The sequence below is a fragment of the Microbacterium sp. zg.Y1084 genome, from assembly GCF_024623595.1.
Classification (GTDB): domain Bacteria; phylum Actinomycetota; class Actinomycetes; order Actinomycetales; family Microbacteriaceae; genus Microbacterium; species Microbacterium wangruii.
The window spans coordinates 541,441-556,535 of sequence record NZ_JANJGV010000002.1 but is presented as its reverse complement, the minus strand read 5'-3'; the positions used below and the strand labels follow the sequence as shown (position 1 = coordinate 556,535).

Sequence of the window (15,095 nt, the reverse complement as noted above, 5' to 3'; positions counted from 1 at the left end):
AACGAGGTTCTCCATGCTCTCTGTGCTCGACGCGCTCGCGGTGTTCGGCTCGGTCGTGCCGACCCCGGTATCGACGGTCGACCCCGAGCTGGTCACGCCCGGTCCGTGGGGCTTCGGCGCGATCGCCCTCATCACGGGCGCGGTCATCCTGCTGGTGTGGGACATGCTGCGTCGCGTGCGTCGGGGTCGGTACCGCGCCGAGGTGCGCGAGGAGCTCGACGCGCAGGAGCGCGACGCCGACGACGTCCAGGACCCGCCCACGCGCTGATCAGCCGCCGTGGTAGGCCGGCTGCAGTGCGATCAGCAGGCAGGCGGTCCAATGGCAGAGGAACGCCAGCACCGTGCAGACGTGGAAGATCTCGTGGAAGCCGAAGTGTCCCGGCCACGGGTTGGGCTTCTTGAGGGCGTAGACGATGGCGCCGCCGGTGTACAGCAGGCCGCCCACGACCACGAGCACCATCATGGCGACGTTCGCGGCCAGCAGGTCGCCGAGGTACATGACCGCGGCCCAGCCGAGCAGCAGATACAGCGCGACATAGAGCCAGCGCGGCGCGTCGATCCAGAACACCCGGAACAGGATGCCGAGCAGCGCGCCACCCCAGACGAGCGACAGCAGCAGGATCGTCTTCGGGGTGGGAAGGGCCAGCACCGCGAGGGGCGTGTACGTGCCGGCGATCAGCAGCAGGATGTTGGCGTGATCGATCCGCTTGAGCACCGCGAGCGTCCGCGGGCTCCAGTTGAAGCGGTGGTACAGCGCCGAGTTGCCGAACAGCAGCATCGAAGTGGCGGTGAACACCGCTGATGACCACTTCGCCGGCGCGCCCTGGGCGACGCTGATCAGGATGATGCCCGCCACGATCGCGACGGGGAAGGTCGCGGCATGGATCCAGCCTCGCCACGTGGGCTTCAGATCGGCGTGCGCGCTGACGCCGCCGGCATCGATGAGGGGGAGTTCGGGCATTTCCGCACCGTCGGATCTCATGCTTCCGGACACGCTTCCAGCCTACGCGCCCTCGGAGAGCGACCCTGCACAGACGCCGTGCAACGAGGGGCGCTAGCGTAGGAGCGTGACGACGCGCGCGACGAATGAGGGGCGCGGTCTGCTGTACCGTCTGTATGCCTCGCGCCTGCGCCGTCAGCTCGCCGGCGCCACGGTGCCCCACCACGTCGCGATGATGATCGACGGCAATCGGCGGTGGGCGCGCCAGCTCGGCTATGCCTCCGCCGCACAGGGCCACCGCGCGGGCGCGGCGAAGATGCACGAGTTCCTGCGATGGTGCGACGACCTCGGCATCCCCGTCGTGTCGCTGTATCTGCTGTCCACCGACAATCTGCGCAAGCGCGACTCCCGGGAGCTGTCGGATCTGATCGAGATTATCGCCGAGCTCGCCGAGACGCTCTCGCATGAACCCGGCTGGCGCGTGCGGCCGGTGGGGCGCACTGAACTGCTGCCGCCGGAACTGGCCAGGGTGCTGACGAGCGTCGAGGAGCGCACCCACGACAACACCGGACTGCACGTGAACCTCGCCGTCGGCTACGGCGGGCGCAGCGAGATCGTCGACGCGGTGCGCAGCATCATCGCGCAGCACGACGAGAAGGGCGGCTCGCTGGAGGAGCTGGCTGCCAGCCTCACTCCCGAGCAGATCGGGGAGCACCTCTACACCGGAGGCCAGCCCGATCCGGACCTCGTCATCCGCACGTCGGGGGAGCAGCGGCTGAGCGACTTCCTGCTCTGGCAGTCCGCGCACAGCGAGTTCTATTTCGTGGAGGCCCTCGGGCCGGATCTGCGCGAGGTGGACTTCCTGCGGGCGATCCGCGACTACGCCACGCGCGACCGTCGCTTCGGCGGCTGAGGCCCCGCGCCGCCGGCGGCTGAAGCCCGCGGCGCCTGCGACTGAGTCCTGCAGCGCTCGCGGCGAAGCCCGCGTCGCTCGCGACCGAAGCCCGCGGCGCCTGCGTGAGACAATGGACCTGTGACCGGGTTGCAGGATTATCTGGATTCCTTCGACGCGGAGCCGGGCTACCTCGATTGGGCGAAGTTCGGGCCGCTGTCGCCGTCGGTGCGTGCCGAGTCGCACGCCGACGCCGAGCTGCTGGCCTCCGGGCGCAACTCGGGCATCGACCTCGTCGCCGGGCGTGCGGGCGAGGCGCGGGAGCTGCTGGCGGACCTGCTGTCGACCACCGTCGAGCACGTGACTCTGCAGCCGTCGACCACGCACGGGCTGATGCAGGCCGTGTACGGGCTGGGCGGCGGCATCCTGGTCTCGGCGCGCGAGTTCCCCAGCCTGACCGTCGCCGCGCAGCGCGCCGGCGAGGTCGGGCGCGCGCGGCCCCACTGGCTGCATGCGGCCGAGGGCATGGTCACCCCGGAGGCGGTGCGTGAGGCGCTCGCCGACGCCGAGGATGTGGCGGCGGTCGCTGTCAGCGCCGTCGATTACCGCACCGGCTACCGCGCCGATCTGCCCGGGCTGCGCGAGGTGGTGGGCGACCGGCTGCTGATCGTCGACGCCATCCAGGCCTTCGGCGTCGTCGACGAGGATTGGGACGTCGCCGACGTCGTGTGCGGCAACGGCTACAAATGGCTGCGCGCAGGCCGGGGGACCGGCTTCGCGGCCTTCTCGGACAGAGCGCTGGAGCGGCTCACCCCTGTGCTCTCCGGGTTCGCCGGCGCTGAGAGCGCCCTCGACGTGTTCCCGGTTCCGCCCGCCGCCTCGGGAGCGGAGGCGTTCACCGTCTCGGTGCCCGATCACCTCGCCACCGCTCGGCTGGCCACCGCGCTGCGCGACGTCCGCGACGCCGGCGTGTCGGAGATCGCCCAACTGGTGCGCGCCCGCGTGCGTGAGATCGCGGCGCTGGCCGAGCGGTTCGGGCTGCCGGTGCTGACACCGCTGGAGCCGCACCGGCACGCCGGGGTCATCGCGCTGACCCCCGATCCCGCCGACATCGCGCCGCTGGCGGCCGCCCTCGCCAACCACGGCATCGCGGCGTCGCTGCGATCGGGCGCCGTGCGCATGGGCGCGCACGCCGGAACCGGCGAGGACTCGCTGCGGCTGCTCGAAGACGCGCTGACGGAGTTCGCCGGCACCCGCATGCGCTGACGCCTCACTGCCCGTCGACACCGGAACGTCATCTGTGCGTCACATCGCCCGGGCGTGTCGCGAGGGGCGACGGTCGGGTCGTGGTCCTACCGTGATGCCAACGGGTAAGGCGCCCGTTCGGGTCGGCCCTCGGATCGCGACTCGTGACCCCCTGGTCGACTCGTGACTGCCGGGCAGAGCCCGGGTCGGGAGTGGGTTGTGACCACACGAGCACCAGCCGCGCAGCAGGATTCGACCACACAGCACGACGGTGCCGATCAGGACCTGCGCACCTATGTGCTGGACACGTCGGTGCTGCTGAGCGATCCGCGCGCGTTCTTCCGCTTCGCGGAGCATTCCGTCGTGATCCCCGTCGTCGTCATCACCGAGTTGGAGGCCAAACGGCACGATCCGGAGATCGGCTACTTCGCACGCCAGGCGCTGCGTCACCTCGACGAGCTGCGCGTCGAGCACGGTCGCCTGGACTTCCCGGTGCCAGTGGGCACCGGCGGCACCCTGCAGGTCGAGCTGACCCACACCGATACGTCGGTGCTGCCGGCGGGGCTGCGGCTGGGCGACAACGACACCCGCATCCTCGCCGTCGCGATGCACATGGCGCAGAACGGGCAGGAGGTCACGGTGGTGTCCAAGGACCTGCCGATGCGGGTCAAGGCCGCCTCGCTCGGCATCCCCGCCGAGGAATACCTCGCCGAGCAGGCGATCGACTCCGGCTGGACCGGCATTGCGGAGGTCGCCGTCTCGGGCGACGACATGAGCGACCTGTACGAGAGCGAGGTGGGCTCGGCGGACACCGTACGGGGACTGCCGGTGAACACCGGGCTCATCATCCATTCCGAGCGGGGCTCGGCGCTGGGGCGGGTCACCGGCGAGGGTGGCTACCGGCTCGTCCGCGGCGACCGGGAGGTCTTCGGGCTGCACGGCCGCTCGGCCGAGCAGCGCATCGCCATCGACCTGCTGCTGGACCCGGACGTGGGGATCGTGTCGCTCGGCGGACGTGCCGGCACCGGCAAGTCCGCCCTGGCGCTGTGCGCAGGCCTAGAGGCGGTGCTCGAGCGCCAGCAGCAGAAGCGCATCGTGGTGTTCCGGCCGCTCTTCGCCGTGGGCGGTCAGGAGCTCGGCTACCTGCCCGGCGACGCGCAGGAGAAGATGAACCCGTGGGGTCAGGCGGTCTTCGACACGCTGGGATCCATCGTCTCGGGCAACGTCGTCGAGGAGGTCATCGCACGGGGCATGCTGGAGGTGCTGCCCCTCACCCACATCCGCGGGCGGTCGCTGCACGACGCGTTCGTCATCGTCGATGAGGCGCAGTCGCTCGAGCGCAACGTCCTGCTGACCGTGCTCAGCCGCATGGGTCAGAACTCGCGGGTCGTGCTCACCCACGACGTCGGGCAGCGAGACAACCTGCGCGTGGGCAGGCACGACGGCGTCGCCTCGGTGATCGAGACCCTCAAGGGCCACGGCCTGTTCGGTCACGTCACGCTGACGCGTTCGGAGCGTTCGGCGATCGCGGCGCTGGTCACCGACCTGCTCGAGGCGGCGGAACTGAGCTGAGTGCTGGGCCATGAGAACAATCTCATGGCCCAGCACTAACAATCCCCCGCCCCATGGGTGAACATAGGTGTACCGCCTAAGCGGCAGCGCGAAGACCCCCAGCTTCGCCCCACGAGAGCCCCCGGAGCATTCAAGCCCGGGGGTTCTCGGCTTCCCTGAGAGGGCGCGCGGTCACTCCCAGCGGTAGCCGGAGCCGCGCACGGTGGTGATCAGGTGCGGACCGAACTTCGCCCGCAGGTAACGCACGTACACGTCGACCACGTTGGAGCCGGGATCGAAGTCGAGGCCCCAGACGCGGCTGAGCAGCGTCTCGCGGCTGAGGACCTCGCCGGCGTGGCGCAGGAACTGCTCCGCCAGGGCGAACTCGCGCGCCGACAGATCGACCTCGCGGTCCCCGATCGTCGCGCGCCGGGCGAGCACATCGAGCGTGACGTCGCCGTGCGTGATCACTCCGGTGGCGGCGGCGCTCTCCCGCAGCCGTGACCGCACGCGGGCGAGCAGCTCGGCCACCACGAAGGGCTTGGACACGTAGTCGTTCGCGCCGGCATCCAGCCCGTCGACGGTGTCGCGGGTTCCCGAGCGTGCGGTGAGGATGATCACCGGCACCGTGGAGCCGGTGGCGCGCAGACGGCGCAGCACCTCGATGCCGTCCATCCCGGGCAGGCCGACGTCCAGCAGCACCAGGTCGATGTCCTCGGCGACGGCGCGGGTGAGCGCATCCGGTCCGTTCTCGGCCACGTCGACCTCATGCCCCTCGGCCGTGAGTGCGCGCGTGACCAGCGCAGCGATGTGCGGTTCGTCGTCGACGACCAGGATGCGCGTCATGCGCTCGCCTCTCTCTGAAGCACCACGTCGCCGGCTCGCACCGGTGTGGGCGCGGGGGTCCCCGTTCCCAAAGGTACGGCCATCGTGAACGTCGCGCCGCCACCGGGCGTGTCGGCGACGGTGCAGTGGCCGCCGTGGGCGCGCGCGATGGTGTCCACGATGGCGAGTCCCAGCCCCGATCCGCCCACGGTGCGTTTGCCCGCAGCGCGGTCGAATCGCCGGAAGATGCGGTGCCGGAAGGCGGGCGGGATGCCGGGGCCGTGGTCGCGCACCCACAGCTGCGCACCGTCGGCGTGCAGCGCACTGCCGATCTCCACCGGGGTGCCTTCCGGGGTGTACTTCGCAGCGTTGTCGGCAAGCTGCAGCCATGCCTGCAGCAGTCGGTCGTGATCGGCGCGGATGCGTCCGGACGCGGTGTGCTCGACGCTCCACTGGTGGCCGGGGATCACCGAGACGAGCTCGCCGACCCGCTGGGTGAGGCTGGCCAGGTCGACGAAGGAGAACGAGTAGGAGTCTCCGTCGACCGCGGCGAGCAGGTCGATGTCGTTGACCAGTCGGGTCATGCGGTCGAGTTCCGCGATGCCGATGTCACGGACGGCCGCGACATCGGCTGCGTCATCGATGTCCATCATCTCGAGGTGACCCCGGACGATGGTGATGGGCGTCTTCAGCTCGTGCCGCACGTCGTCCAGCAGTCGCCGCTGCGCCTCGAAGGACGCCTCCCAGCGCTCCGCCGGATCGCCTTCCGGCGGGGATGCCGGCACCGGCGTCGCGGCTGTGGGCTGCAGCGCCAGCCAGTAGGCCGCCGCGAGGGCGGACACGGCGAGCAGCGCCGCGAGCAGATACAGCCCGGCAGCGGGGAAAAGGATCGACAGTTCCACGCCGGCGGCGCCGAGCACCACCCCGGTCACGGCGCCGGCCATGACGAAGCCGGCCGCCGCGACGGCGAGGATGATGCCGACGATGCGTCGTTGGGTCGGCGCCTGCCGGGCGGTGCGATTCACCCTCTGATTATCAACCCGGGCGGGTCATCGACAGCAGGTCGAGTTTCTCATCGAGCTGCTCCTCGGTGATCTCGCCCCGCTCGACGTACCCGAGGCCGATGACGGCCTCGCGCACCGTGATGCCCTCGGCGACGGCGTGCTTGGCGATCTTGGCGGCGGCCTCGTAGCCGATGACCTTGTTCAGGGGCGTCACGATCGACGGCGACATACCGGCGAACGCGGCCGCTCGCTGCACGTTGGCCTCGAGTCCGTCGACCGTCTTGTCGGCCAGCACGCGCATGGCGTTGGACAGCAGTCGGATGGATTCCAGCAGCGCGGTGCCCATGACGGGGATCGCCACGTTCAGCTCGAAGGACCCCGATGCCCCGGCCCACGCCACGCTGGCGTCGTTTCCGATGACGCGAGCGCACACCATGAGCGTCGCCTCGGGGACGACGGGGTTGACCTTGCCTGGCATGATCGACGAGCCGGGCTGCAGGTCGGGGATGTGGAGTTCTCCGAGTCCCGTGTTGGGGCCGGAGCCCATCCAGCGCAGGTCGTTGTTGATCTTCGTCAGCGAGACCGCGATGGTGCGCAGGGCGCCGGAAGCCTCGACGAGCGCGTCGCGGTTGGCCTGCGCCTCGAAGTGGTCCAGTGCCTCGGTGATCGGCAGGCCCGTCTCGGCGGCGAGCAGGGCGATCACCTTCTGGGGGAAGCCCAGCGGGGTGTTGATGCCGGTGCCGACGGCGGTGCCGCCCAGCGGCACCTCTCCGACGCGGGGGAGCACGGCCTTCACGCGCTCGACACCCAGGCGGATCTGGCGGGCGTAGCCGCCGAACTCCTGGCCGAGGGTGACGGGCGTGGCATCCATCAGGTGGGTGCGGCCGGACTTGACGACGTCCTTCCACAGCTCGGCCTTGGCCTCCAGCGCGGTGGCGAGGTGCTCGAGAGCGGGGATCAGGTCCTCGATGAGCGCCTGGGTGACGGCGATGTGCACGGAGGTGGGGAAGACGTCGTTGGAGGACTGCGACGCGTTGACGTGATCGTTCGGGTGCACCGGGGCCCCGAGCTTCTGCGTCGCGAGGGTCGCGAGCACCTCGTTCATGTTCATGTTGGAGCTGGTGCCCGACCCGGTCTGGTAGGTGTCGACCGGGAAGTGGGCGTCGAAGCGGCCGGTGACGACGTCGTCCGCGGCGGCGGCGATGGCATCGGCGATGCCGGCGTCGAGCGTGCCGAGCTCCTTGTTGGCGAGCGCCGCGGCCTTCTTGATGCGCGCCAGCGCGGCGATCTGGGTCGACTCGAGCCCGGTGCCGGAGATGGGGAAGTTCTCGACGGCGCGCTGGGTCTGCGCGGCGTACAGCGCATCCTTGGGCACGTGCACCTCGCCCATCGTGTCGCGCTCGATGCGGTACTCGGTCTCTGCCATGACGGTCACGTCCTCGTTTCCTTGCGGGTTTGCGGGGGTATGGGGGATGGGAATGGGATCAGGCGTCGGTGACGTCGCCGACGATGACGTCGGCGACGGCGGTGCCCTCGGCGAGGCGATAGTTGGCACCGACGATCGCCACGCGACCCTCGGCCACGGCATCGCTGATGAGTTCGGAGGACTGCAGCAGTGCGGCGATGGTCTCGCGCAGGTGCTCACGGCCGACATGATCGGCATCCACCGTCTCGGGGGTGACGCCGGCAGCGGCCCCCTGGCGCAGCACGCGGCGCACCGCCGGCACGATCGGCGCGATCTGGCGCCACACGTGCACCGGCAGCGCCGGCGCATCGACGGAGGTGGATTCGATGGCCGCACGCACCGCGCCGCACGCGTCATGGCCGAGTACGACGACGAGCGGCACCTCCAGCACGGCGACGGCGTACTCGATGCTTCCGACGACCGATTCGGAGATCACCTGTCCGGCGTTGCGGATGACGAACAGGTCGCCCAGACCCTCGTCGAAGATGATCTCGGCAGCCAGGCGGGAATCGGAGCAGCCGAACAGCGCCGCGGTGGGGAACTGGGATCCGGCGGTCTCGTGCCGGCGCTCGACGTCCTGGCGCGGATGCCGCGGCTCGCCTGCGACGAAGCGGGCGTTGCCCCTGCGCATCTCGTCCCAGGCTTGCTGCGGCGTCGGGCGGAAGGCGGGAGCGGTCATGAGTCCTCCGCGCGCAGCGCGCGCACATCGTCGGAAAGGTCTTCGGCCACCGCGGTGGCGGTGGCTGCGTCGGTGGCGCCGTACACGAGGATCGTGTCGGTGCCGGCGGGGGTGCTGAGGGCATAGGAGATGTTGCCCGCGGTGGCGGGGTCGGAGACCTCGTACACGCTCCACTCGATGCCGTCGAGCGTCGTGGTGCCGGTGGCGCCGCTGCCGGAGAGTACCCGGGTCGGCCATGCCGCGTCGGCGTCGAAGCCCTGAGCGACGTTGACGAAGCCGCGCTCGGGGGCGTAGACGACGGTCCAGGCGCGCACGGACCCGTCGCCGTCGACCGATGCGCGGTTGACGGCCCAGTCGTCGGGGACCTCGGGGACGATCACGGTGCGCTCCAGGGCTGCGGAGGTGTCGGCGGCCACGGCGGCCACGTCGATCGGCTCGGGCGCGGGAAGCTCGCCGCGCGGCACGCCGAAGATGATGACCGCCACGACGGCGAGGGTCACCAGCAGCGCGGCGAGGAGGTTGCGGGTGTTGCGGCTCGCGCGGTGCACGCGGGAGGACTCCGCTTTGCGTGCGGCGGTCTCCTCGGGAGTCTCGGGACGACCGAGTTCGGCGACGATGCGGGCTGCCATCACGCGTCCCCGGAACCCTGGGCGTCCGCGCGCACGGCGTCGAGGCGGCGCTTGGCGCCGAGGAGCCACTGCTCGCAGTGCACCGCGAGGGCCTCACCGCGCATCCACAGCTCGAGCGACTGCTCGAGGGTGGGTGCGCCCTGCTCCAGCTCGGCCACGACGCGCACGAGTTCGTCGCGCGCCTGCTCGAACGAGAGTGCGGCGACGTCGGGGGCGTCGTCGCTGGCTTCGGTCATGTCGTCCATCCTAGTTCGCGCCTTCCGGGAGCCCTGCCGTGGGGGATTCGTCGACTTCCCCGGTGGACCTGGCGGTGAAGGACCCGCGACCCACCGTCACGGTCACCTCGGTGCCGTCGGGCGCCTGCGCCGCGTCGCGCACGATGACGCCGGCGTCGAGGTGGGCGATGGCGTAGCCGCGGGCGAGGGTCGCTGCGGGGGAGAGGGCGCGCAGCGACGCGCGCAGCTCGGCGGTGGTGCGCGCCGCGGCATCCGTTCGGCGAGCCATGATCTCGCGGCCCCGGGAGAGCTGGAACCACAGGTCCTGCGCGCGCGACTCGATCATCGTCTCCGGCGCGCGCAGCACGGGGCGGGAGCGCAGCTGCTGCAGCTGCGCGATGTCGTGGGAGATGCGCTGGGTCAGGCGCGTGCCGGCGCGGGAGCGCAACTGCCGCACCAGCGCGCGCTGCTCCGAGACGTCGGGGACGACGCGCTTGGCGGCGTCGGTGGGTGTGGAGGCGCGCAGGTCGGCGACGTCGTCGAGCAGCGGGTGGTCGTTCTCGTGGCCGATCGCGCTCACGACGGGGGTGGATGCCGCGGCCACGGCCCGCAGCAGCTTCTCGTCGCTGAACCCCAGCAGTGTCTGCGGGTCGCCGCCGCCGCGCGCGATGACGATGACGTCGACATCCGGGTCGGCGTCGAGCATGTTCAGCGCGGCGATCGTCTCGGGGACGCATCTGTCGCCCTGCACCGCGACGTGCACCGTGCGGAAGCTGACCGCCGGCCACCGCAGCTCGGCGTTGCGGTGCACGTCCTTCTCCGCATCGCTGCGTTCGCCGGTGATGAGCCCGATGCGATGCGGCAGGAACGGCAGCGGCTTCTTGCGGGACGCGTCGAAGAGGCCTTCGGCGCGCAGCTGGGCCCGCAGCCGCTCGAGCTTCTCGAGCTGCTCGCCGAGACCGACGTGCTTCATCGCCGAGACGATGAAGCTGAAGTCGCCGGTCTTGACGTAGAACTCGCTCTTGACGCACGCGACGACGTGATCGCCGGACTTGAGGTCGGCCGGCACCCTGTTGCGGGTCGACGACCACAGCCGGAACGAGATGGATGCGTCGGAGGAGAGATCCTTGAGGCGCCCGAAGACGTTGCCGCCGCGGACGTTCCACGACGTGATCTCGCCCTCGACCCACACCGCGCCCCACTTCTGCACGAAGTCGCGGATGGTCTCGTTCAACCGGGAGACCGAGGTCGGGGTCTCGGGAGAGGACGCGGAAGGATGCACGGCATCGGCCGGCGGCGTCTGCCCCGGCGCGGGTTGGAACGTCGTCATCTGCGTCTCCCTCGCGGCGACCGGCCTTCACACAGCCGCCGACTCATAGAATCGAGCTGTGAGCACTTCAGCCGTTCGACTGCCCGTGCCCCGCGTACCGGGGCGGCGCGGCCACCTCCAGGATATGCCGGTGGCTGGACACAAGCGGGTGCTCCTCGCTGCGCCCCGTGGATACTGCGCAGGGGTGGACCGGGCTGTCATCGCTGTGGAGAAGGCGCTGGAGCGGTTCGGCTCGCCGGTGTACGTGCGCAAGCAGATCGTCCACAACATCCACGTCGTCACCGAGCTCGAGGCGAAGGGCGCGATCTTCGTCGACGAGGTGGACGAGGTGCCGGAGGGCGCGCACGTGGTCTTCAGTGCGCACGGTGTGTCGCCCGCCGTGGTCTCGCAGGCAGCGGACCGCGGTCTGCAGGCCATCGACGCGACGTGCCCGCTGGTGACCAAGGTGCACCGCGAAGCGGTGCGGTTCGCCCGCGACGACTTCGAGATCCTGCTGATCGGGCACGATGGCCACGAAGAGGTCGAGGGGACCGCCGGTGAGGCGCCCGAACACGTGACGGTGGTCAACTCGCCCGCCGACGCGGACCTCGTCGAGGTGCGCGACCCGTCCAAGGTCGTGTGGCTGTCGCAGACGACGCTGTCGGTCGACGAGACGATGGAGACCGTGCGCCGTCTGCGTGAGCGCTTCCCGCAGCTGCAGGATCCGCCGTCGGACGACATCTGCTACGCGACCCAGAACCGTCAGGTGGCCATCAAGAAGGTCGCCGTGGGAGCGGACCTCGTGATCGTCGTCGGCTCGGCCAACTCGTCGAACAGCGTGCGGCTGGTGGAGGTGGCGCTGGAGTACGGCGCGAAGGCCGCCTACCGCGTGGACTACGCCCACGAGATCAAGCAGCAGTGGCTCGACGGCGTCGAGACGGTCGGCGTGACCAGCGGTGCATCGGTGCCCGAGGTGCTCGTCACCGAGGTGCTCGAGGATCTGGCCGGTGCCGGCTACCGCGACGTCGAGGAAGTGCGCACGGCGGAGGAGGACCTGCTGTTCTCCCTGCCGAAGGAGCTGCGTCACGACGCCTCCGGCAAGCGGGACGACCGTGCACTCGGCGGGCGGGGTCGCCCGTGAGCGACATCGATCCGCGCCCGCGGCCGCAGTATGGCGAGTACGCCACCCCGGAGGAGCAGCGGGCGCGCATCGCGCAACCGGATGCCACCGACGCGCTGTCGTCGGGCGTGGCGCCGCAGGCCGGGATGCACGACGCGTCGCAGCCGCGGGGAGGCTCTGCGCCGTTCCCCGCGGAGCCCGCGACGTCAGCGGTGGCACGGCCGACCCGCATGGCCGACCGGGTCATCACACTGGCGCTGCTGGCATACGGGCTCGTGACCGTGCTGGTGGCGGCGCCGCAGATGCTCGACGTGGGCGCCTTCGCGCAGACGATGTTCCAGACCCTCGGCGTCGACGCGCAGTTGGCCGACCCCGAATCCGGGCGCGGCTGGGGTGTGGCCGCGGCAACGGCTCTCGCCGGAGGCTGGGTGCTCACGGCCTGGCTGTCGTGGCGGAGCCTGGCGGCTCGGCGACTGACGTGGTGGATTCCGCTCGTCGGCGGCATCCTGTTCAACTTCGTCTCGGGCACGCTGATGGTGATCCCCATCATGAACGACCCGGCCGCTTGGGAAGCGCTGCAGCGCACCGTCTCAGGCTGATCCGACCGCTCGCCGCCCGTGTGGCGTGACAGCGCCGCGCACCGACATCAGAACGGCGGCGGATCGCAGGTCGGTGCGAACCGCACCGCCGTGACCGGCGTGTCCACGTAGCTCCGCCCGGTCGGACTCGTCCACTCGAGCACGCCACCGCCTCGCTGGCGCACCCGCCACGCGGAGGCGTGCTTGAGCGAGTGATGTCGCCTGCACAGGTGGGCGAGATTCTCTGCGCTGGTGGCGCCGCCGAGCGCCGCATCATGCGTGTGGTCGATATCGCACCGCCGTGCGGGCTGGCGACAGCCGGGGAAGCGGCAATGCTCGTCACGCACGCGCAGCACGCGGCGGAGGTTTTCGCTCGGCCGGTAGCGGTCGACGGCGAGGACGACACCGCTCACCGGGTGAGTCATCACGCGGTCCCAGCCGACGGCGTGGCCGGCGAGCCGTCGCGCCGTCTGCGCGTCGATCGGGCCGGAACCTGCCAGGCGCGCGCCTCCGTCGGTGCGGCCGGCGAGCGTGAGCACCGGCACACTCACCTGCACCTGTGCGCGGATGGCAGCCAGGCCGTCGCCGGAGGCGATCGGGCCGCCCCCGAGCGCCAGATCGCAGAGGACGTCGGCGCGGATCTGGTCGATCGTTCGGCGATCGTCATCCGTGGCGTCCGTGGCGTCCGTGGCGTCCGTGGCGTCCGTGGCACCCGCGGCGCGCTCGGCATCGTGGGTCGTGCGGCGGATGACGCCCGCCATCGTCGTCAGGCGATCGTGGATGCCGTGGGCGAGGACGGCGGGGAGCGTGGCGAGCAACTCAGCCATGCCGTCGCCGACGTCGCGCACGATCACCGCGCGGCGTGCACGTGCCGCACGATGGCGCGCTTCTCGATCACCGCGCTCCGCCTGCTCGGCGAGGGTGCCGAGGACCGCGCGCAGGCGGGCAGGGGTCTCAGCTTCTGCGAGCGCTACGGCCGAGGCCTCGAAGGCCGCCCGCTGGGCGTCGTCACCGATGCCCTGCCCGGCATCCACGATCGCGGACGCGTGAGCGGCCTCGATGCGTCCGTCGGCGAGGGCGGCATGGGTGGCAGGGAACCGCTGCGTGAGAGTCCAGGCCTCGGAGATGCGGCGCTGGACGGTGCGGTCGCCGGCGTGCAGGGCGGCACCGATCTCGGCGGCGACCGTGCGCAGCGCCATCTCGCGCTCGCGCTCGCGGAGGGGAAGTGAACCGGCGGCCTCGTCTGCGAGGTCGAAGGCCGCGGTGAGCAGCGACGCCTCGAGAGCGCGGAACCCGGCGATCGCCGATCGCACGCCGCCGAGTGCGGTCACGAGTGCGTGCAGCGCAGCGGTGTCGACCTCCGCCTGCGGGGCCTTGCGCGTCGTGTCCGTTGCCATGCGACCATTGTCGCGCGAACCTCGGACATTCGTTCGAATGTACGCGCTCCGTGCCGGCACGCAGAACGCCCCGACCACCAGGGCCGGGGCGTTCTCGCGTTGCGAAGGTGTCAGGCGCCGAGCGACTTGCCGTAGGAACCCAGCTGCTGGGTCGCCTCGACGACGCGGGTGGCCATCGCCGACTCGGCGACCTTGCCCCAGGCGCGGGGGTCGTAGGCCTTCTTGTTGCCGACCTCGCCGTCGATCTTGAGCACGCCGTCGTAGTTCTGGAACATGTACCCGGCGACGGCACGCGTGAAGGCGTACTGCGTGTCGGTGTCGATGTTCATCTTCACGACGCCGTTGGCGACGGCCAGGGCGATCTCCTCGGGCGTCGAGCCGCTGCCACCGTGGAACACCAGGTCGAGGGGCTTCTGGCCGGTGCCGAAGCGCGCGGCGATGCCTTCCTGGATCTCGCCGAGGAGTTCGGGCTTGAGCTTCACGTTGCCGGGCTTGTAGACGCCGTGCACGTTGCCGAAGGTGAGCGCGGCGATCCAGCGGCCCTGGTCGCCGAGACCGAGTGCCTCGACCACCTGGGCGACGTCGTTGGTCGTCGTGTACAGCGCGTCGTTGGTGCCCTCGTGCTTGACGCCGTCCTCCTCGCCGCCGACGACGCCGATCTCGACCTCGAGGATGGCGCTGATGGCCTTCATGCGGGGGAGCAGCGTCTGGGCGATCTCGATGTTCTCGGCGAGCGGCACCGCGGAGCCATCCCACATGTGGGACTGGAAGATCGGGTTGCGGCCGGCCCTGACCTCTTCTTCGGAGGCGGCGATCAGCGGCAGCAGGAAGTCGTCCAGCGCGGGCTTGGGGCAGTGGTCGGTGTGCAGGGCGACCGTGATCGGGTAGTTCTTCGCGACCTCGGTGACGAACTTGGCCATGGCGATGGCACCGGTGGCGCGGCCCTTGACGGTGTGGCCGGCGAAGTAGTCCGCGCCGCCCGTGGTGACCTGGATGATGCCGTCGGAGCCGGCTTCGGTGAGTCCCTGCAGCACGGCGTTGATGGACTGCGAGCTGGCGGCGTTGATCGCCGGGTATGCGAATCCGCCGGCCTTCGCACGGTCCAGCATTTCGGCATACTGCTCGGGGGTTGCGACGGGCATGTCAGCTCCTAAAGTCGGCGGTTGATCCTGCTTCACTCTAGCGAAGCGGGCCCACTCGGTCCCGGGGGTCGGCCGTGGCAAACGGCCGCGTGCACATAACGAGC

The 15,095-nt window shown here is 70.7% G+C and carries 16 protein-coding genes; 6 read left to right on the top strand and 10 right to left on the bottom strand.

The genetic code is table 11. The annotated features are described in order from the left end of the window. Positions 1-13: 13 nt before the first annotated feature. Positions 14-268 (top strand): hypothetical protein, encoded by a 255-nt coding sequence (locus tag NQ165_RS03935; RefSeq protein WP_257531478.1) that lies wholly within the window; start codon positions 14-16, stop codon positions 266-268. On the opposite strand, the gene NQ165_RS03930 is transcribed toward NQ165_RS03935, so the two are convergent. Continuing rightward, a complete protein-coding gene (locus NQ165_RS03930) occupies positions 269-961 on the bottom strand; it encodes a hemolysin III family protein (protein ID WP_257531475.1) in 693 nt (230 codons plus the stop codon). Positions 962-1,067: 106 nt separating this feature from the next. Here NQ165_RS03930 and NQ165_RS03925 point away from each other — a divergent pair, with 106 nt between their 5' ends. From NQ165_RS03925 to NQ165_RS03915, 3 genes are all read left to right on the top strand, one after another. Then, positions 1,068-1,853: an isoprenyl transferase gene (locus tag NQ165_RS03925; protein WP_257531473.1), complete on the top strand. Its 786-nt coding sequence runs from the start codon at positions 1,068-1,070 to the stop codon at positions 1,851-1,853. A 120-nt stretch (positions 1,854-1,973) separates the two neighbouring features. After that, positions 1,974-3,098 carry an aminotransferase class V-fold PLP-dependent enzyme gene (locus NQ165_RS03920; RefSeq protein WP_257531471.1) on the top strand — a complete coding sequence of 375 codons (1,125 nt, stop codon included), beginning with the start codon at positions 1,974-1,976 and terminating at the stop codon, positions 3,096-3,098. 198 nt (positions 3,099-3,296) lie between these two features. Continuing rightward, a complete protein-coding gene (locus NQ165_RS03915) occupies positions 3,297-4,649 on the top strand; it encodes a PhoH family protein (RefSeq protein WP_374679360.1) in 1,353 nt (450 codons plus the stop codon). A 171-nt stretch (positions 4,650-4,820) separates the two neighbouring features. Here NQ165_RS03915 and NQ165_RS03910 read toward each other — a convergent pair whose 3' ends face one another. Genes NQ165_RS03910 through xseA form a run of 7 tightly spaced genes read right to left on the bottom strand, consistent with a single transcriptional unit; the run spans position 4,821 to position 10,775 of the window. Continuing rightward, entirely contained in the window at positions 4,821-5,474 is a 654-nt protein-coding gene (locus NQ165_RS03910; protein ID WP_257531469.1) for a response regulator transcription factor, read from the bottom strand. Next, positions 5,471-6,478 (bottom strand): HAMP domain-containing sensor histidine kinase, encoded by a 1,008-nt coding sequence (locus NQ165_RS03905; protein WP_257531467.1) that lies wholly within the window; start codon positions 6,476-6,478, stop codon positions 5,471-5,473. The genes NQ165_RS03910 and NQ165_RS03905 overlap by 4 nt, the downstream gene beginning before the upstream one ends. Before the next feature lie 10 nt (positions 6,479-6,488). Next, on the bottom strand, positions 6,489-7,883 hold the full coding sequence (locus tag NQ165_RS03900) for an aspartate ammonia-lyase (protein ID WP_257531760.1): 1,395 nt from the start codon (positions 7,881-7,883) through the stop codon (positions 6,489-6,491). 58 nt (positions 7,884-7,941) lie between these two features. Continuing rightward, positions 7,942-8,601, bottom strand: coding sequence for a carbonic anhydrase (locus tag NQ165_RS03895; RefSeq protein ID WP_257531465.1), 660 nt, complete (start codon positions 8,599-8,601; stop codon positions 7,942-7,944). Next, positions 8,598-9,230: a DUF4245 domain-containing protein gene (locus tag NQ165_RS03890; protein WP_257531463.1), complete on the bottom strand. Its 633-nt coding sequence runs from the start codon at positions 9,228-9,230 to the stop codon at positions 8,598-8,600. The genes NQ165_RS03895 and NQ165_RS03890 overlap by 4 nt, the downstream gene beginning before the upstream one ends. Beyond that, a complete protein-coding gene (locus tag NQ165_RS03885) occupies positions 9,230-9,475 on the bottom strand; it encodes an exodeoxyribonuclease VII small subunit (RefSeq protein WP_306816370.1) in 246 nt (81 codons plus the stop codon). The genes NQ165_RS03890 and NQ165_RS03885 overlap by 1 nt, the downstream gene beginning before the upstream one ends. Position 9,476: 1 nt before the next feature. Then, a complete protein-coding gene (gene xseA / locus NQ165_RS03880; protein ID WP_257531459.1) occupies positions 9,477-10,775 on the bottom strand; it encodes an exodeoxyribonuclease VII large subunit in 1,299 nt (432 codons plus the stop codon). A gap of 124 nt (positions 10,776-10,899) precedes the next feature. On the opposite strand from xseA, the gene NQ165_RS03875 reads away from it, so the two are divergent. Both NQ165_RS03875 and NQ165_RS03870 read left to right on the top strand, forming a co-directional pair. After that, the gene (locus tag NQ165_RS03875) at positions 10,900-11,895 is read left to right on the top strand and encodes a 4-hydroxy-3-methylbut-2-enyl diphosphate reductase (RefSeq protein ID WP_257531758.1); all 996 of its coding nucleotides are present in this window, start codon (positions 10,900-10,902) and stop codon (positions 11,893-11,895) included. Continuing rightward, positions 11,892-12,473: a DUF6264 family protein gene (locus NQ165_RS03870; RefSeq protein ID WP_257531457.1), complete on the top strand. Its 582-nt coding sequence runs from the start codon at positions 11,892-11,894 to the stop codon at positions 12,471-12,473. The genes NQ165_RS03875 and NQ165_RS03870 overlap by 4 nt, the downstream gene beginning before the upstream one ends. Before the next feature lie 47 nt (positions 12,474-12,520). Here NQ165_RS03870 and NQ165_RS03865 read toward each other — a convergent pair whose 3' ends face one another. Both NQ165_RS03865 and fbaA read right to left on the bottom strand, forming a co-directional pair. Beyond that, complete coding sequence (locus NQ165_RS03865; RefSeq protein WP_257531455.1) at positions 12,521-13,849, bottom strand: HNH endonuclease signature motif containing protein; 1,329 nt, start codon at positions 13,847-13,849, stop codon at positions 12,521-12,523. A gap of 110 nt (positions 13,850-13,959) precedes the next feature. Beyond that, positions 13,960-14,991 (bottom strand): class II fructose-bisphosphate aldolase, encoded by a 1,032-nt coding sequence (gene fbaA / locus NQ165_RS03860; RefSeq protein WP_257531453.1) that lies wholly within the window; start codon positions 14,989-14,991, stop codon positions 13,960-13,962. Between the last annotated feature and the right edge of the window lie 104 nt (positions 14,992-15,095).